The sequence below is a fragment of the Oligoflexus sp. genome (genome assembly GCF_035712445.1).
Classification (GTDB): Bacteria; Bdellovibrionota_B; Oligoflexia; order Oligoflexales; family Oligoflexaceae; genus Oligoflexus.
Genome location: NZ_DASTAT010000104.1, coordinates 32,287 through 49,713, shown reverse-complemented (window position 1 = coordinate 49,713; position 17,427 = coordinate 32,287). Strand labels below are relative to the sequence as shown.

Genomic DNA, 17,427 nt, shown 5'->3' with positions numbered 1-17,427 from the left:
ACCAGCGCAGATCAAAGCGTCCATCAATTTGGGGAAACGAATCGCTCAAAACAAGTGGAGTTGAGCCCTGCAGCAATATCGTCGTACGCAAATCAGGCTTCCAAACAGGGAAATCGAGTCCTGGGACAGACTCAATTTTTGGGACCGTTTCGAACAGTGGCTTCCAATTCTCAAAACTGGCTATCCACTGCTTCAGTTGACCATTCCAGTAGTGTACACCAAAATAAGCCCTGCCTTCATGAATCGCAAAGCCCATCTCACCATAAGGCCTTCTTGCGGGGAGTCCTTCTACAGAGACCGAACGATACTGATCACCTTCGAAAAATCCGAGGGAGAAACTTCGTTGATTGCTAAGACTGATCCAGACCCGGGCTTCGGAATCAAAGCCAATGTAGCTTTGGACAAAATTTTCAGGTTTATCTACGACCGCCCGGGACACCCACTTTTGGTTAACGTACTGAATGATCTCTGTATTGCAGACTGCCCAAAGTCCCACCTTCTGGCTCTCAAAGAGGCTCTCCAGTGGAATAGGACAGGCTTGTCCATTGATCGTAGGAGAAGTTTCAATCTCCGTGGTGACCTCACCCCGGATGAGCTGAAGCTGTCCTCCAACCGAGCAAGCCATACCCTGTTCGATGAACGGTTTGCCTCTACATTTGACGCTCAGATTTTCCACTTGATCCTTCTGGATCAAGCGATAGCTCCAGGCATCATCTTTCCTTTGTAGTAATATCTCATTATAGATGCCATCGGCGTTCGAATAGAAGACATTCGCAAAAACCTGTCCCTGGTCATCGGTGAAAAACGAAACACTCGCAGCCGATTTGAGCCAGTCTATATTATCGTCTATCCAGGATGTTCCATCAAATCGCCAAAAACCACCGTTATAGGACCAGGCAAGTATCTGACCTTTAGAATCGACGGCTAATCTATCTGGAGAAAACCGCGGTTGAGCGTTAGGAGCAGCAAAAGTATCAAACTTCCACTTGCTGCTGTTGAGAATCAAATAGCGATTCGCAACCGCTTCCTGGCTTCCCCCGTCACTAGCTTTAACTTGCAGCCGCAGAGTGGCGTCACCAATTATTTCCTGCTTCCAGGCATTGACCAACGAAAATTGAACTTTGGAATCACAGGGAACAAAATCTCCCATGGGTTGCCCAGCGCAACGCCCCGTTGTACACAGCACATTGCGTCCTGAAACAACTTCTTTATCAGGCAGCAAGAAATCAACCTTACATTTAAGAGTATCCTCCAATAGCTTCCGCTCGACCTGGGGATGTCTCATACTTACTTCCGCGTTATACAGAAGTTGCGGGGTTTTCAAGATAGCACCATCTTGATTCCATTCATCAATTTTCCACTGCAATCGAATTTCAGGCGAGCGTTCGGAGAACACAACAGTCTGACAGGCGAGATCACTTTGGTTGGAAGCCCTATCACGGCTAAAAAGAAAGACGTCATAGATTCCCGCTTTCTTTCCCACTATGGATGTGCTGGCTTCAAAAGCATTGAGGTTGCTGCAAACTCCTCGAGGTTGACAGGGCAGCTCATTCGGAATAACAGCAGCTTCTGAACGTTCTTCCATACAAGAGTAAATAGTAGAGCGCGCATTATCAGTCGCCCAAGGGAGGGCTGCATCCAGACCAACGACCTGAAAGGACTTACCTGTCGCAGCACGGTAAACCAGAGATGGCTTATTGCGGAGGACGGTCAAGCTACAGTCACTTCCATCGTTCAAGAGCTGCGGAACGACTCCGAAGCCATTCTGAAGGTCCTGATAGGTCGCTTCAAGTCGATACAGACCTTCAGGAAGGTCCCGAAGATCCCATTCTTCAGGCAAATTGAGACGGGATTCTCCAAAATCCTTATTAAAAATCTCAAAAGACTTTTCGCCAGATGCTTTTATGGCTCGAACAGTAATCCTGGTACCTTGGAGATCACCCGAAGTGTCAAAGCTCCACTGCCGGGGCAGCTTGTTGCTGGCAAAAAAACCTTCAGAAGTACATGGTGTTGAAACTTTGATCGTCGGACTTTTGACGAGTGCAGCCTTGATGAGAAACGGTGAGGATTCTTTAAATGCAAAAAACAAAGAGGATTGACGAAGGGGAGCCGAGACCATGAGGCGACCGGCTGAATCAGGCAATTGAATGCAACCTTTGGCAGTGACTTGAGGTTGAAAGCTTAGTCCAGAATCGGTAACCAGCTGTGTCTGCAGAAACAGTCGAGCGTCAGAATCCAAGTCACTTCCATCCTGGTCTACGACCTTGAGAAAGCGTGCCTTGGAGTCGGGGGATGATAGCTGGCACTCCAGACTTATCGTTTCGTACTTATTAGAAAAAATTCCACATGCGGAGGCTAAAAAAGTGAGGAACATTGTAGCCCATACAAGATATCGAGACAGTATTTTTCGATACATACAACTTCCGCTTGAGCTGGTTCAGGAGGAGCGCAATCAACAACTACTGGAAAAGGAACAACCACAGTTCCAGTAAAAGCAACAAGCGTGCCGGGTTTTATGGAGAGACATAGAGCGGAGATTCATGGAAAACTGCCCAGAGATATGCGCCACATCCCTGGGACTTCTTAAAATTGGACCAAAGCTCAAGTTTTCAGGTAATGATCGGCCACCGGATAACGCTTCGCATAAAGACCGAAGGCCAGCGCTGCCAGGAACGCAAAACCTGCAAAGAAGAACATCTGGAAGGCAGTCACGCTGATGCCACCGGCGCTGACGGCCTGGGTCAGACTCTCGGATTTCACGCCAACATTCACGAGCAGCACCCAAAGGCTGCCGATCGTTACGGAAAGACTCCAAAAGCTCATGATCACACCCTTCATCCGCGCCGGCGCCTGGCTATACGCGAATTCAAGTCCCGTGGCCGAGACGAAGACTTCCGCCAGAGTCAGGATAATATAAGGCAGCACCTGCCACAGAATGGAAAGCTGCGCCCCCTGATCGATGGCCAACTGAAACGCACCGACCACGACCCACGAAAGCCCCGACAGCACGATACCAAAGGTCATGCGGCGCAGAGGCGAGAACACAATCCCCCGACGCGCGAGGAAGGGATAAAGAACAAGGTTATTGAAAGGAATGAGCAGGACCACGAGCAAAGGATTCAAGGCCTGCATCTGAGAAGCACTCGTAAGCCATGACCAGCCTGGCAGTTCCATCACCCGCGCCTGCAGAATCCAGGTCGAAGCTTTTTGATCGAAGAGCGACCAGAACGGCGTCACGAGTCCAAAGATGACGAGCACGCGCAAAACCGCCCGCACACCTTCCACGGCATCGGCCGGATGCAGAGCCCGCGCCTGATCGAGCTGCATCCAGGCGCCAATTCCCCCGAACAGAAGGAGCATGACAAGGGCAAGGCACACGGCCGCGACCACGCCCAGCATCGGCCAGCACAGGACGGAAACGACAGCGAGCAGGACGCCGATAAAGGCCAGTACGGTTCCCGTGCGGGCCCCCTGCGAACGGAAAAGAGCACTATAAACTACGCGCATGAAAGAATGAGGATCCGCGGCCGCCGGGGCCGTGACGCGATACTGCTTGCGACCGAGCCAGAACACAAAGGTGGCCAGAGCCATCAGCACACCCGGAATTCCAAAAGCCCAGCCCGGACCGGCGCGATCCAGGATCAAAGGAATCAGGAGCGAGGCGAAGAAGGACCCGAAGTTGATACTCCAATAAAAGATATCAAAGACCACCCGAGCCTTATCCTTGTTGCTCTGATCGAACTGATCGCCGACGAAGGACGACACGCAGGGCTTGATCCCCCCGGACCCCAGGGCGATCAGAAAGAGACCCAGATAAAAACCCGACTTCTGGGCTTCAAAGAGCGCCAGACAGAGGTGACCCACGCAGTAAAGAAGGCTCAACCAAAAAATGGTACGATACTTCCCCAGGAAGCGGTCCGCGAGCCAGCCGCCGAGCAGCGGAAAAAAATAAACACCCATCACGAAGATGTGAAAGATTTCCTTGGCCGCGACCTCACGTTCGGAGACTGCAACGTCCAACAAAAGATGACTCACCAAAAAAGCCGTCAGGATATTACGCATCCCATAGAACGAAAACCGCTCGCAGGCTTCGTTTCCGATGATGTAGGGGATCTGCGGCGGAAAACCACCGGCTGTCTTGTTCATTTGTGCAGCGGCCGACATGAGAACTCCCGGTTTCGTGGAAAAGTAAAAGGCTTTTTATCCGCCCTACTGTGAAAAGACAACCATTCTGCAACTCACAAAATTTCCTACATTTCGGAAACCCTGATCGGCGTGAGAATTCCGCCATTTTATGGCTTACGTCTGTAATCTCCTACGAAATGGTGCTCCGGCAAAATCCCGTCCTGATGGGATTGGCCAGCCATCCACATGAGATGACGCTCTGTCACTCTATGCAAACAGTCTCATAAATTCTGCGCGGTGCAGGCGATACAGGACAGTTCAGAAAAACGTAAGAGGCCGAAACGAAATTGCAAACCATCAAGTCTTGCTCTAGAACAAACTCAGCACTTCTACTTATGAAAACCGGGATCGAAATAAGCCTAACTAAGGGGGATTATATGTCAGGCCTTTCCACAACCGGATTCGACGTCAAGGCATGGTTAAAAACCATGATTTGCAGCCTTTTCACGCTTGTTGTCGCCACAGCGTCCGCCCATGCTGGCAGCGATAATTACGCCAAAACCCGCTACCCTATTGTTATGGTGCCTGGCGCCTTTGCCTTCGACAACGTCCTCGGCGTCGTCGATTATTGGTATGGCATCACTGACGAGTTGCGGCGTCAGGGCGCGGAAGTCTACGTCACGAACCTGAGCAGCTCCGCTTCGAACGTCCGTCGTGGCGAGGAATTGCTGGAAGACATCCGGCAGATTCGGGCGCTCACGGGTGCCTCGCGCGTGAATCTGATCGCGCATAGTCAGGGCGGTCCGGCCGCACGTTATGTGGCCAGTCTGAAGCCCGAGTGGATCGAGTCCGTCAACTGCGTGACCTGTATGAATGAAGGCACCGAGTTCGCGGACAACCTTTATGCCTTTCTGAACAAACATATTCTTCTGAAATGGGTCGCCAACGTCACACTTTCGACGGTTTTTTCCGCCCTCGATATTTTTTCGACCTCTTCGAAGGATGGTTCCTACAATAGCGCCTACCGCGGCGTGCAGATCGCCGAGGACCTTGTACAGGCAGCCGGCACAAAGGCTCTGGATAAATTCAATGCCCAGTTCCCCGAGGCGCTTTCCGAAATGAACTGTGAGCTGCAGGAAAAGGGCAAGCTCTATAAAGGCATCAGCGGTCCCGCCTTGGTGAATAACGTCTCCTATTTTTCCTGGGGCGGCGTGGATGTCGTCACCAACCGGGTCGATCCTCTGGATTCCGTCCTTGTGCCCGTGGTGAAAATCTTCTTCCCAAGCAACGCCCGCATTTGGGATGGCCTCGTGCGCAGCTGCGGCCATCCGCTCGGACAACTCACGGAAGGCTTTTATCCATTGAATCATTTCGATGCGATCAACCAGGCCTTCGGCCTTGTGCGCAGCGGCATTGATATCCCAACCCTGTATGTTCAGAACGCCAATCGCCTGCAGAAGGCGGGTCACTGATGAAGCGGCGATTCATGGGTCGGGCCGGGATGCTTGCCAGTCTCCTGATCCTTGCCCTCATCGTCATCAGTCGGCGCGAGCCGCAAGCGGATCCTTCTGAGCCGCTTGCGGCAGCTCCCGCGGACACGGACGGGAGCTGGGCTGTGCGCCCTGATGCCCCGCCCGCGACTCAGCCTCGGGCGGTGACCAGCGCCCCGATTGAAAACGCCCCGGCACCGCATCCCTCCCTCGAAGGAACCGATGTCAATGGCGGCATTCGCGTCGATGACAAGGGCCGCATCATACTGCATCGTGATGTGCGGCGGCTCTTTGATTACTATTTAAGCCTCAGAGGACGCATGGATAATGAAAGCATCCGTGCGCTCCTGCGGCAGCATCTGGAAGCTTCCCAGCCCGGCACCGTCGTGCAGGAGGCTCTGGCTCTCTTCGATCAGTATGTCGCGCTCATCAACGCCGAAGCCAAATACGCCGAGGAATGGACGGAGCGCGATCTGAAGGCGAGTGAGCAGGTGGCATCCGTCCTGGAAGAAAGGCGCAATCTGCGGCGCGAATATCTGGGTGACGCTTTGAGCGAAGCCTTCTATCAGGACCAGGAGCAGTATGAAGCGTTTCAATTGGAACGGATGAAGATCAGCACCAATCCCGATCTGAATGAAGCGGAAAAGAAAGCGGCCTTGGACGCTGCGGAGAGCCTTCTGTCTCCTCAGCAAAGGGAGATACGCAAACAAACCTTTGCGTGGCTCGATATTAAACAACTCGCGCGCCAACCGATCGAGTCACTGGATGCTGAGGGCGCCGATGCGATCCGCCAGCGTTTTGGTGACAACGCCCTCGATCGGCTGGCCGCAGTCGAGCAGGAGCGCCAAAGCTGGGAACAAAAACGCGAGGACTGGCTGGCCGAGAAGGCCCGACTGTCGGCGCGCCCTGATCTGTCCGAGGGCGAGAAAAAAGCCCAGCTTGAGGCTTATGGCCAATCGCATCTGGACCCGGGCGAGCTGCGCCGTATGCAGGCTCTCGACAGCGATACCGGGGCCCACTAGGGGCCTCACCCCATCCATTCGGGTTACCTAATCCCCTGGGTAAACTCACAAAACTCAACTGAAAAAGAAACTTACTCAAGGTTTGTCCATCCTTTGCCGATGCGGTAGGGCGTTAAATAAAAGCCAGGCCAAGGACATGAGGACATACGCGATGATCAGTCACCTTCTTAGGAGGAGTTGGCTTCTGCTGCTTATGCTGGCAGGAACCGTCTCAGCTACCCCAGAATCAACCCCGATTTTCTGTCAGAAGTATCCGAAATCGCTGGGTTGCGAGACGCAGCAGGCGTCCTGTAATATCTGCCACACCACAGCTCCGGCTGTGAATCCCTATGGTGAAGACCTGACCAAGAACCTGAGCGGCAATATCAATGTCGTGCTGCTCGAAGCACTCGATAAGATTGAAAACCTCGACAGCGATGGGGACGGGGTGAAAAACCTCGACGAGATCCTGAATGGCGGCGCTCCTGGTAACAAGGCCGTGAAGCCCGAGTCCAAGGTCTCGCTCACCTACGATCCTGTCCAAGCTTACAAAAGACTCAAAGGTGTTTACTGCGGTGAGTCCGCGACCTATGAGGAACTGGAGCAGATCCGTAAGGCGGCCGATCCCAAGCCCCTCCTTCACACGGAACTGACCCGTTGCCTGGATACGCCCTACTGGAAAAACGAGGCGCTGCAGCGTCTCGCCGATAAAAAAATTCAGCCGCTCGCCGCGGTGGGTTTCGGCGGCAACGTGGTGATCGCCGACTATCGCTTCGATTATCGTCTTTTCTCGTACATCATGAGCGGTGATCGCGATGCGCGGGAACTCCTGTCCGCTCAGTATCACATAGATATCAACGGCAACAAGGTCGAGGGCGCACTCGCCCGTGAAGAGCAGGCCCAGATCGGTCAACGCATCGTGATCGGCGGCGGTCAGCCTTTGGATCCCGCGCGCCGGGCCGGGATGATGACCACCCAGTGGTTCCTCGCCTTCTATACGATGTTCTCGCCGCTGCCACGCAACACGGCTTCGCAGGTTTACCGCGAATACCTCGGCATGGATATCGCCAAGGGCGAAGGTCTGATGCCGGTCGCCAATGAACCGAAGGATGTCGACAATCGCAAAGTCGCGCAGCCTGATTGCGCGGTCTGTCACAGTACGCTCGATCCCCTCGCCTACTCGTTCTCAAGTTACGTGGGCATTGAAACCGTGCAGGCCTTCCTCTTCAACAGCAACGGAACCTATCGCGCCAACCGCACAGCCTATGCGAACCAGGGCGTGATCATGGGCGCTCCTGTTCCTGATCTTTTAACCTGGGCCGACAAGGCCCGGAACTCCGAAGCCTTCAAAAAGAATATAGCCCGCATGATGTTCACCCAGGCTCTGAGCCGCGAACCCATGGCTCATGAGAAAGCGGAGTTCGATGCCCTCTGGCAAGGTCTGCCCGCCGATAATTATTCGGTGAATAAGATGCTGCATCGCTTCGTTGATAGCCTGGCCTTCGGAGGACGTCAGCCATGAAGAAACTCGTAATGCTGACTTTGATCAGCGTGATGATCGTACAGTGTTCCGGCAATCGTTTGAAGCGCAGCAGCGGTCGCGGCAGCACACCGGCCCAGACCGATTCCGACGGCAATCCCGTGGATGGCAGCGGCCGTCCTGGTACTCCCGGGTCCGTCAAGCCTGGTCTGCCCCAGGCTGGAAAAACCCTGGTATGGAAACGCTATCGTCCCTTTGAATCCGGCCTTGTGAAAGGTCTGGGTTTGACCAAGGACCAGGTCTGCCTGGAACTCGGCAAGGATTCGTGTATCGACAAGGTGCACCTGACCGTGCTCGGTGGCAATGAGCCCTTCATCAACGGACAGTATGAACGCGCGCAAACGCCTACGGTCCTGACCGCAGTCGCCATTGATCGCGTGGTGCTGGCCGCCTGCAGTCGTCGCATTGAACTCGATGCGGGCCTCGGGGCCAACGCCGTCGTGTTCAAGCACTTTCCCTTGACCGCCGCCAAACCCAGCGATGACCAGATCAAGCAGCAGGCGACCGAACTCTATCGGCGTCTTCTCGCCCGTGATCCCGAAGCTCCTGAGCTTCAGGCCATCAGCGCGTTTGGAGGCACGGCCACGGCGGGTGATAAGATTGCATTGAGCCTTTGCTATGCGATCGCATCCAGTTCTGAAAACATCTTTTTATAAAGACAAAAGGGCAACCTTATGAAAATAAAGAATTCCCAATTCGATCGTCGTCAGCTGATCAAGATCGGTGGAGCCGGAGCTCTGGGAGCCACCCTGGGTGGATCAGGCGCCGTGCTGCAGGCCCAGACCACGGCGGATAAGAAGTATATCTTCAACATCTGCGCCTTCGGTGGCGCCAACATCGTCGACAGCTTCCTGGCCCAGGCCGCTGGCCCGGCTGCCTACAATAACCTCGTTCAGCCCAATGGCTCGGCCTTCAAAACCGTGCCGCCGCTGCAGAACAGCATCCAGGGCGCGATTCCGCTGGGCAACGGTTATGATCAGGCCGTCTTCGTGCAAAAGCACGGTGCGGATATGATGGTCATGACCTGTGAAGTTTCGAGCGTGAACCACATCATTGCCGCCAAGCGTGCCATGACTGGTGATAACATCAACGGTGGCCGCACGATCGCTGAAGCCGTGGCGCTGGCCTTCGGCAAGAGCTGTCCGCTTCCCAACCTGATGCTCGCCGGTGGTGGCTACGCCCTGCACGGTGATGATGATACCGTTCCGGAAAGCGCCCGCGCGCAGGCCGTCACGGATCCTTTGATGTTCGCCTTCGCCACCCATGGTTTCAAAGGCATGACCAATTCCCTCGGCGCCGGTGATGTGGCCGCAGCGCGTCAGCTGCGGAAGCAATTGGAATCGGTCTCCCGCTTTCAATCACAGTTCGCCGGTTCCAAAGTGCTCGACGCCTATCAGGTCAACCGTGATCGCATCGTTGATGCTCTGGAAAAAGGCGATATGGTCACCAAGCTCATGATGCTCGACCCGGCCACGAGCAACCTTGCTCAGTATGGTTTCACCATGTCCGCGGATATCAACCTCGTTCGCGGCAAATTCCCCAACATGGCCACCGATCCCTTTGAATCGCGTCTGGCGCTCGGTTTTTTGGCTGCGAAAAACGGCCTGTCCAACGCGATCTCGGTGGGCCCGAGCAACAGTCCTTTGATTACGGCCAACGGTTCACCCAACGCGCCGATCGCCTTCGACTGGTCGCACGTCGATCACCGCGGCGCGCAGAACTCGATGTGGAGCTACATTCTGAAAGGCATGGATGCTCTGATTGATCTTCTGAAGGCCACCGATGTCGATGGCGATCCCGCCAAAGGCAAAATGTGGGATCGTTCGCTGATCTATATCGCCACCGAATTCGGCCGTGACAAGGTCGCGACCGGCGGCAGCGGCCATCACCTGAACAACGGCGTCGTGGTCATCTCGCCGATGGTGAAGGGCAACAGCATCTTCGGTGGCGTGGATCCGGGAACCGGACTGACCTATGGCTTTGATCCCGTCACCGGCACTCCGATGCCGAACACCGTGATGAAAGAAAAGCATCACTACAGTGCGATCGCGCAGGCCATGGGCATCAGTTTTGATAACCGTGTGAACATGCCGGCCGTGGTGAAAAAAGCCTGATTAGCGTGTGAAGTAATAGTCCTGATCACAGACGGCCGCATCGCTTGGAACCTGGAGTGACGACGGGCAGTCCACGACTGCCCAGCTCACCTGCAGATTGCCGAGCGAGCGCGGCCCGAGCTGTTCAAAAGCCTGCCGCGAAAGATCCAGCTGATGGCTGCGGGCACTGCCCAGATCCCCGCCGCAGCACACATCAATGGCCCGCACCACGATCGTTTTCTTCGTGCCCACACGCTGCACCCGAATGCAACGCGCCGTCCCATCATAGGGTCCATTCCTGCGACCGGCTTTGACCATGGCGGGAAATTTTTTGGTGATCTGCGAGGACGCGGCCGTGACCCGCATCTGAAAGGCGGCGGGATCAAGACCGAAGGCGGTTTTGCATTTGCTGACGCCATCGTAGTGATGATACTTCGCCACGCCCCGACCCTTCATATAAACCCGTCCCCCGCCTTCATCCGACCAATCGGTCGTTTGGCAGCTGCTGACCAGGGCCCCGAGGCTCAATGTCCCGAACCAGTTTTTAAGCTTTCCCGCCATGAACCGCATCCTCCTGAACATCATCATCAAGGTCCAACCCCTTCACCATAAGGCTCATGAGGGTTTTCCCTCTTTTATCCCAGACTATCCATGGGATACAGGTCTTTCTTGATTTTTTCTGGATTCCGTCGATAAGATATGTAATAGGTTACGTATCTGGATTCGTAACATTGATATCAGGTAAGGAAATTCGGCCATGTTCAAGCGTAATTATCCTGGATTCTTAACTTTTTTAGGAATGGTGCTGGTCACAGGGGCGGTATCGAGCCCGTCGATTGGTGTGGCCAAGGAGCGGCTCAATCACGCCAAAATCGTCGAGTCTCTGACCCGGGAGTTCAAAGAGAATTATGTGTTCCCGGACGTCGCTGCGAAAATGGAAAGCGCGCTCAAGAAAAATCTCGCCGACGGCCGTTATAAGGATATCGACGATCCTGAAATCCTTGCCAACCGCTTAAAGGTCGATCTCATCGAAGTCAGCCACGATAAGCACATCAATGTCTTTTATAGGGAAAAGGATCCCGGCGATCCTGAAACAAATCCCGCGGTCGAAGCCAGGGAAGTCGCCGCGATGGCGAGCGGCAATTTCGGTTTCAAAAAGCTGGAGATCCTGCCCGGAAATATCGGTTACATCGACCTGCGTGGTTTCATGCCGGCGGAATACGGCGGTCCTACAGCCGTCGCCGCCATGAAATACATGGCCAACACCCGTGCGTTGATCTTCGACCTTCGCAATAACGGAGGCGGTTCACCTTCGATGATCCAGCTGCTCACGAGTTATCTCGTCGCCTCGCCCACCCATCTGAATACCTTTTATGTGCGCAAAACCAATTCCGAAGAGCAGTTCTGGACAGCGGCGCATGTGGAGGGGCCGCGTTATCTGGATAAAGAGGTCTATGTCCTGACCAGCGGCGGCACCTTCTCGGCGGCCGAGGAATTCAGCTACAACCTGAAAAACCTGAAGCGTGCGACCCTCGTCGGTGAAACCACGGGCGGCGGTGCGCATCCTGTGAATCTCCATTACCTCAAAGATATTAAGTTCGCGGCCATGATCCCCTTTGGTCGGGCCATCAATCCCATCACCAAAACCAACTGGGAAGGCACGGGCGTCGAACCTGACGTCAAAGTCAAGACCGAAGAGGCGCTGACCAAAGCCCACAGCCTGGCGCTCGAAAATCTTCTGAAGAAAAGCAAGGATGCTGATGACAAAAAACGCATCAGCTGGGCCCTTGATACTGTGAAGGCGCAGCGATCACCCTTGACTTTGAAGGCGGAAACCCTGAAATCCTATGTGGGTCAATATGGGGATCGGGTCATCGCGCTGGAAAATGAGCAGCTTGTTTATAACCGTGGGACACGCAAGAGTCGTTTGATTCCCCTGGACAACGATCGCTTTGCCGTGGACGGTCTTGATCATTTTCGTGTGCAGTTCAACCGTGATGGCCAAGGCAATCTTGTGAGCCTCAGCGGTCTTTACGAAGATGGCAAGACCGATAAGAGTGAACGCAGTAAATAAATAAGGACGAGGCGATGACGCTCCTCAAGGAACTTGGTTATCTGAGCCTGGCCACCCGCATCAAGACTTTGGGTGATGCGATGTTAGCGGATGGACTGCAGATTTATGCAGGCCTGGGTATCAACTTTCAGCCTCGCTGGTTTAGCGTTTTTTACTTGCTCCAGGAGCACCACGAGCTGCCCGTGACCGAGGTGGCGAGCCGGATCGGGCTTTCCCATCCCGCCATCATTAAAATTATTGAGTCGATGGAAGAGGCGGGACTCATTGAATCGGCTAAGAATAGCCGCGATGGGCGCAAGCGCATGATCACCCTGTCGGCCAAGGGCGAGGCTCTGATTCCCGAACTCCAGCCGGTCTGGAAGGCCCTGGAAGAGGAGCTTCAGGAACTCTTCGCCAAATTGAATATCGACATTCTCGGCGTTTTGGAAAGCATGGAAGAGCTGCTGCAGGAAAAACCTATTTCCAAACGGGTTCAGGAGCGTTATCGTCGCAAGCACAGCCTGGATCTTCAGTTCCGGCCCTATTCCAAAGTGTTGGCCCCTTATTTTAAAAGCTTGAATGAAGAATGGCTGACAGAATATTTTAGTATCGAAGATGAAGATCGACAGATGCTCGATCATCCCGAAAACATACTCAGCGAGGGCGGAGCCATTTTTTTCGCCTGCCTGGGTGATGAAATTGTAGGTACATTTGCGTTGGTGGCTTTACAGAAAGGTGTCTTTGAACTCGCAAAGATGGCCGTGACGCGACGGCATCGAAACCGCGGGATCGGCCAGCGGATGCTGACTGAGGCCCTGGCGGAAGCGAAGAACATGGGGGCGCACTCTCTTATCCTGCATACCAGCGCAAAACTTGAGGCGGCCAATCATATCTACGGAAAGTTTGGATTCGTGGAAGATCGTCTCGCGGCCCATACGATGAAATACCTGCGTCCATCCCGACGATTTGTGTTGGATCTGGTTCGCAGTTCGTGACTCCATCCCCGATCCCAATGGCGGGATCGGGGATATTTTACTAGAACGCGTGGTTCCACTTGGTAAAGGCCAAAGCCAGGAGGCCCAGCGCCGCAGCGCAGGAAGCGACAAGATAAAAGAGCGCTCCGCCCGCTGTTGCCGAATGACGTAAACGCTTAATCGAAAGAGGCTCAGACTTCGTACTCAGAATCACATTAGCCAAGAGTTTTTGATGCAGTTCTGTACGCATGGTCTCCTCGCAATGAATGGACTTCCCAAAATTATACCCCTGTCGCACCAACTACCAAACAAGAAATATAACTCGTGAACCCTACATTAATCCAGTTTTTCCTACAAAAAACCAGCAAAAATATTTTATTAGAGGACGGATATGATTGCGTAAAACGCCCATTTTTTACTGCATGAATCCTCGCACCAACACTCAAAAATGGCTTCCCTTACTATGCGTGATCCCATCGAAGAAGTCAAATCGGCCCGTCCTCCCTCAACACCACACAGAAGATTCCCAGGCTTTTTGAAAATTATTTTTGAACTGACCGCGGTAGCGCGAAATTTTTGCAGCGATCGTTCCCACATTCGAATGTTCTCTTGCGGCAATTTGCTCAAGGCTCATGCCGTGACGCACTTGCAAAAGAAACGCACTGGCGCGGGGATCGCGGGAAACTTCCGATAATTTCTGCCAGAGCAGACGTCGCGCTTCACGAACCGGCCGTTCATCCGCTGCGGGCACTTCATAGGCGTTTTCATCCAGACAGCGCAGATAATTTTTTTTTGATTTTTCACGACGGTATTCGTCGATCCATAAATTTTTCAGCACGCGATGCAGATAAGCCTTTTCCATTCCATCAGGTATATGACGCTGCTTGCTCCAAAGCCGCAGAAAAGCTTCCTGCACGAAGTCTTCGCAATCGGCATCGCTGCAGCCCTGCTTTTTTAAATAGGCCCGCGCCGATGGCGCCAAATCTTTATAAAGTATTTGCAAGTGCCGCGAACGCAATTCAATGACCTGACTCATGGGTTTATCCTCGACTCGCTAGGGTTGTCCATGCCCCTAAACTAGCAGGACGCGTCGCGGGTAGCCGCTCAGCTCCCATAGAATGATATGATGTGAATTGATGGGAATTCCCTGCCACTTTATCCAGCCAGACCCATACCAGTCTTTACTCATCAAGGTCTGTAAACCCCGACCGATACTTGAAAAGATCCCGTGTACGCGCAACCAGGACTTTCATGTTGGGTGCATTATCAAAAATAATCATGATCGCCTGTGCTCTTTGGACGGCACAGCTGTCAGCCCTTACCCTCCGGCCCAACCAGGACTTGACCTGGCTCGGACCCGAGCTTGAGATCCTGCGGGACAGTTCGCATGAATTGACTTTGGAAGACATCCTGTCGGGTGATTATGATGGGGAATTTTTCAAGCAAAATCGGGATATTCCCACCTTCGGTTACCTGGATCGCAATAGCTACTGGGCTCGCGTGACCTTGGAAAACCCTGGAAATAGACCGATCCTCTATTACATTGTCAGCCGTTACGCGCCCATTGATTACCTGACCGTTTACAGTCCCAAGGCCGATGGATCCTATGATTCCCTGACGCTCGGGGATCAGGTCGCTTTCGATAAAAGGCCTATCGCCTACCGCTTTCCGATCTTTCCGGTTCGGGTCCCTCCGGGGCAGCATACATATTACTTCTGGACCCGCACGACCAGCTCGACGCAATTTCCTTTGACCATTTCCTCGCCACGCGTCTTCGAGGAACATGATACCAAGGAAAGCATTTACCTTGGCCTGCTCTGCGGCGCCTGCTTCATCATGATGTTCTATAACCTTTTCATCTATATCAAATTCCGCTCGACCTCGTTCATCATGTATGTGCTTTATATTCTGTCGTACACCAGCTTTGTGATGAACTATCAGGGTCTGGTGCAGCAGTTTCTTTTCCCAAAGGTGAGTGAGAGCTGGTTCATGAATGTCGGGATGATGCTCTGCATCGACCTGACCTGTCTCACGGCCTATACCTTCACTTTGGAATTCTTACGCCTCAAGACAACCCATCCCCGCATCTATATCCTGATCAATGTCATCCGCGTGCAGATCGCTCTGAATATCATCAACTGGCTCACGGTGCAGATCGGTTGCATTCACATAACGATCCTGAACAGTTTCCTTCTCAGCTTCGTCCTCAGTTTTGCCGGTGTTTTTGCGAGTCTTAAAAACAATCGTTCGGCCCGCTACTATACGATGGCCTGGATGACTCTTTTGGTGGGGAACCTGACTGTTCTTCTGGCAGGCAGCGGTCTGATCCCCTTCAACACCTTAACGAGCTGGAGTCAGTTCACCGGCGCCGCCATGGAAATGGTGCTGCTCTCCTTTGCCCTGGGTGCCCGCATGTCCGATATCTCGGAGCAAAGAGAAGCTGCTCTGCAGAGCCAGCACAGGCTGCAGGACGATCTGATCCAGGCGGAGCTGGAAAAAACCCGCGTGCAGCAGACTCTTTTGGAGCAGCGCGAGGCTTACATTCAAAACCTCGACCGCGAGGTGCAGAACCGCACGCGGGATATTCGCTCCATACTCAAGTCCATCTCGCAGGGCATCTTCATGATCGCACCCGGCCCTGCGCGTCTTGAGATTCAGCCGGAATACTCGGAGCATCTCACGCAAATTCTGCATCGACGGGATATCGCCGGCCAGGATCCGATCGATTTGATCTTCCGCTCCACGGATCTGACCCTGGATCAGCTGGATCAGATCAAAAACTCGCTTTTGAGTTCCCTCGGTTCGGACATGCTGAGTTTTGAACTCAACAGCGACCACCTCGCAAGGCAGCTCTCTTTCAAATCGCCGAAAGGTCCGACTGTTTATCTGGAAGTGGACTGGAATCCCATCGTGGGCAGCGGCAACGTCCTGGAAAAGGTCCTGGTGACCCTAAGGGATGTGACGGCGCTGCGTACGCTGCGGGAACAGGCTGCAAGGCAGGAAGAGGATCTTTGGATCACAGGTGAGCTGACGACGCCTCTGGGGCGGCTCTTCCCGCGCATTCGTCAGCATGCGGAAAAAAAGATGACCATGATCGAAGCGGCTTTGCATGCGCATGGGGAACAGTCGCTGGAAGACCTTTGCCAGCAGACGCTTATTTTCCTGCACACCCTGAAAGGCGAGGCGCGCGTCAGTGGTTTTCGGATGATGGCCACGACCATTCATTCGGCCGAATCCGCCCTTTTGGATAAAAACGTGAGCCTGACTCAAAAGCTCATCCTGCGCGAACTGGAGCGAGTGAGTTCCATGATCAAATCCTATCGTTTGATCTACGAAGGTCGCCTGGGCCACACGGCCGAGTCCGAGGAAAAGGTGTTCCTATCCCATCGCATTGCCCAGAAAATCCTGGATCATCTGGAAGACCAGCCGCCGCATAACCTGCCCTTTACCCAGGATGAGCTGCGGCTCTTCAAAAAGCAGCTCCATTCGACCCTGAGCAGCGATCTGCCGACCATCCTCGATGATCAGATCGCGGATCTGAAAAACCTGGCGGCCGAGCTGCATAAATCGGTGCCTTTGGTGGAATTCAGCGGCTCGCACATCCCCGTGCCGCGCAGCCTGCACGAACCCCTGACCCAGGTCTTTGGTCATCTTCTGCAAAACTCCATGGACCACGGTCTGGAAACCAAGGACGAGCGGCTGAAGAGCGGCAAGAATCCCGCGGGGACCATCCACATTCATGTGGAAACGGTCGGTTCGGCTTCTTTGCGTATTCTTTATCGCGATGATGGACGCGGCCTCAACCTTTCCGTCATCGAAAAACGCGCCCGCACCTCACGCTGGCTGCCCGAGGGGGTCGAAGTCACCCCGCAGGCTATCGCCGACTGCATTTTCAAGAGCGGCTTTTCCACCCGTGATCAGGCGACCTTGATTTCGGGACGTGGCCTCGGCATGGATGCGGTGCGTACCATTCTGCGTGACGCCGGTGGGATGATTGAAATCATTCTCGACGAGCCCAAGGATGACCGCCATCACGATTTCCATTTTGAAATTCATGTTCCCCTGCGTCCTGTGGTTCTGGCCGGAGCAGGCTGATTCCAAGCGACCAAAAACTCCCCGTCCATCCCTGGCAAGTTCTTTGCACAAGGCAG

General features: G+C 53.8%; 13 protein-coding genes. 8 read left to right on the top strand and 5 right to left on the bottom strand.

All coding sequences use genetic code 11. The annotated features are described in order from the left end of the window. Together VFO10_RS23135 and VFO10_RS23130 are read right to left on the bottom strand one after the other, a co-directional pair. Positions 1-2,239, bottom strand: a 2,239-nt coding sequence (locus tag VFO10_RS23135) for a hypothetical protein (RefSeq protein WP_325144362.1), incomplete at its 3' end; no start/stop codon positions are given. Positions 2,240-2,601: 362 nt separating this feature from the next. Next, the gene (locus VFO10_RS23130; RefSeq protein WP_325144361.1) at positions 2,602-4,164 is read right to left on the bottom strand and encodes an oligopeptide:H+ symporter; all 1,563 of its coding nucleotides are present in this window, start codon (positions 4,162-4,164) and stop codon (positions 2,602-2,604) included. A gap of 398 nt (positions 4,165-4,562) precedes the next feature. Between VFO10_RS23130 and VFO10_RS23125 the strand changes: the two genes are divergently transcribed. The 5 genes from VFO10_RS23125 (at position 4,563) to VFO10_RS23105 (ending at position 10,270) form a co-directional block, all read left to right on the top strand. After that, positions 4,563-5,597 (top strand): lipase family alpha/beta hydrolase, encoded by a 1,035-nt coding sequence (locus VFO10_RS23125; protein ID WP_325144360.1) that lies wholly within the window; start codon positions 4,563-4,565, stop codon positions 5,595-5,597. Continuing rightward, positions 5,597-6,637 carry a lipase secretion chaperone gene (locus VFO10_RS23120; RefSeq protein ID WP_325144359.1) on the top strand — a complete coding sequence of 347 codons (1,041 nt, stop codon included), beginning with the start codon at positions 5,597-5,599 and terminating at the stop codon, positions 6,635-6,637. The genes VFO10_RS23125 and VFO10_RS23120 overlap by 1 nt, the downstream gene beginning before the upstream one ends. Positions 6,638-6,788: 151 nt before the next feature. Beyond that, positions 6,789-8,138 (top strand): hypothetical protein, encoded by a 1,350-nt coding sequence (locus VFO10_RS23115; RefSeq protein ID WP_325144358.1) that lies wholly within the window; start codon positions 6,789-6,791, stop codon positions 8,136-8,138. After that, positions 8,135-8,812 carry a hypothetical protein gene (locus tag VFO10_RS23110; protein ID WP_325144357.1) on the top strand — a complete coding sequence of 226 codons (678 nt, stop codon included), beginning with the start codon at positions 8,135-8,137 and terminating at the stop codon, positions 8,810-8,812. Before VFO10_RS23115 ends, VFO10_RS23110 begins: the two co-directional genes overlap by 4 nt. Positions 8,813-8,830: 18 nt before the next feature. Beyond that, complete coding sequence (locus VFO10_RS23105) at positions 8,831-10,270, top strand: hypothetical protein (RefSeq protein WP_325144356.1); 1,440 nt, start codon at positions 8,831-8,833, stop codon at positions 10,268-10,270. Here the strand turns inward: VFO10_RS23105 and VFO10_RS23100 are convergent, their stop codons facing one another. Continuing rightward, entirely contained in the window at positions 10,271-10,810 is a 540-nt protein-coding gene (locus VFO10_RS23100) for a hypothetical protein (protein WP_325144355.1), read from the bottom strand. Between the two features lie 196 nt (positions 10,811-11,006). On the opposite strand from VFO10_RS23100, the gene VFO10_RS23095 reads away from it, so the two are divergent. Together VFO10_RS23095 and VFO10_RS23090 are read left to right on the top strand one after the other, a co-directional pair. After that, a complete protein-coding gene (locus VFO10_RS23095; protein ID WP_325144354.1) occupies positions 11,007-12,323 on the top strand; it encodes a S41 family peptidase in 1,317 nt (438 codons plus the stop codon). A gap of 14 nt (positions 12,324-12,337) precedes the next feature. Then, positions 12,338-13,297: a bifunctional helix-turn-helix transcriptional regulator/GNAT family N-acetyltransferase gene (locus VFO10_RS23090; protein ID WP_325144353.1), complete on the top strand. Its 960-nt coding sequence runs from the start codon at positions 12,338-12,340 to the stop codon at positions 13,295-13,297. 40 nt (positions 13,298-13,337) lie between these two features. On the opposite strand, the gene VFO10_RS23085 is transcribed toward VFO10_RS23090, so the two are convergent. Both VFO10_RS23085 and VFO10_RS23080 read right to left on the bottom strand, forming a co-directional pair. Further along, positions 13,338-13,526 carry a hypothetical protein gene (locus tag VFO10_RS23085; protein ID WP_325144352.1) on the bottom strand — a complete coding sequence of 63 codons (189 nt, stop codon included), beginning with the start codon at positions 13,524-13,526 and terminating at the stop codon, positions 13,338-13,340. Positions 13,527-13,781: 255 nt separating this feature from the next. Continuing rightward, the gene (locus VFO10_RS23080) at positions 13,782-14,312 is read right to left on the bottom strand and encodes an RNA polymerase sigma factor (RefSeq protein ID WP_325144351.1); all 531 of its coding nucleotides are present in this window, start codon (positions 14,310-14,312) and stop codon (positions 13,782-13,784) included. 215 nt (positions 14,313-14,527) lie between these two features. Here VFO10_RS23080 and VFO10_RS23075 point away from each other — a divergent pair, with 215 nt between their 5' ends. Next, complete coding sequence (locus tag VFO10_RS23075) at positions 14,528-17,371, top strand: 7TM diverse intracellular signaling domain-containing protein (protein ID WP_325144350.1); 2,844 nt, start codon at positions 14,528-14,530, stop codon at positions 17,369-17,371. The last annotated feature ends 56 nt before the right edge of the window (positions 17,372-17,427 follow it).

What these genes read in the sequence shown, in the direction of transcription:
- VFO10_RS23130 (WP_325144361.1), bottom strand. Translation starts at nt 4,164, where the DNA reads ATGTCGGCCGCTGCACAAATGAACAAGACAGCCGGTGGTTTTCCGCCG.
- VFO10_RS23125 (WP_325144360.1), top strand. Translation starts at nt 4,563, where the DNA reads ATGTCAGGCCTTTCCACAACCGGATTCGACGTCAAGGCATGGTTAAAA.
- VFO10_RS23120 (WP_325144359.1), top strand. Translation starts at nt 5,597, where the DNA reads ATGAAGCGGCGATTCATGGGTCGGGCCGGGATGCTTGCCAGTCTCCTG.
- VFO10_RS23115 (WP_325144358.1), top strand. Translation starts at nt 6,789, where the DNA reads ATGATCAGTCACCTTCTTAGGAGGAGTTGGCTTCTGCTGCTTATGCTG.
- VFO10_RS23110 (WP_325144357.1), top strand. Translation starts at nt 8,135, where the DNA reads ATGAAGAAACTCGTAATGCTGACTTTGATCAGCGTGATGATCGTACAG.
- VFO10_RS23105 (WP_325144356.1), top strand. Translation starts at nt 8,831, where the DNA reads ATGAAAATAAAGAATTCCCAATTCGATCGTCGTCAGCTGATCAAGATC.
- VFO10_RS23100 (WP_325144355.1), bottom strand. Translation starts at nt 10,810, where the DNA reads ATGGCGGGAAAGCTTAAAAACTGGTTCGGGACATTGAGCCTCGGGGCC.
- VFO10_RS23095 (WP_325144354.1), top strand. Translation starts at nt 11,007, where the DNA reads ATGTTCAAGCGTAATTATCCTGGATTCTTAACTTTTTTAGGAATGGTG.
- VFO10_RS23090 (WP_325144353.1), top strand. Translation starts at nt 12,338, where the DNA reads ATGACGCTCCTCAAGGAACTTGGTTATCTGAGCCTGGCCACCCGCATC.
- VFO10_RS23085 (WP_325144352.1), bottom strand. Translation starts at nt 13,526, where the DNA reads ATGCGTACAGAACTGCATCAAAAACTCTTGGCTAATGTGATTCTGAGT.
- VFO10_RS23080 (WP_325144351.1), bottom strand. Translation starts at nt 14,312, where the DNA reads ATGAGTCAGGTCATTGAATTGCGTTCGCGGCACTTGCAAATACTTTAT.
- VFO10_RS23075 (WP_325144350.1), top strand. Translation starts at nt 14,528, where the DNA reads ATGTTGGGTGCATTATCAAAAATAATCATGATCGCCTGTGCTCTTTGG.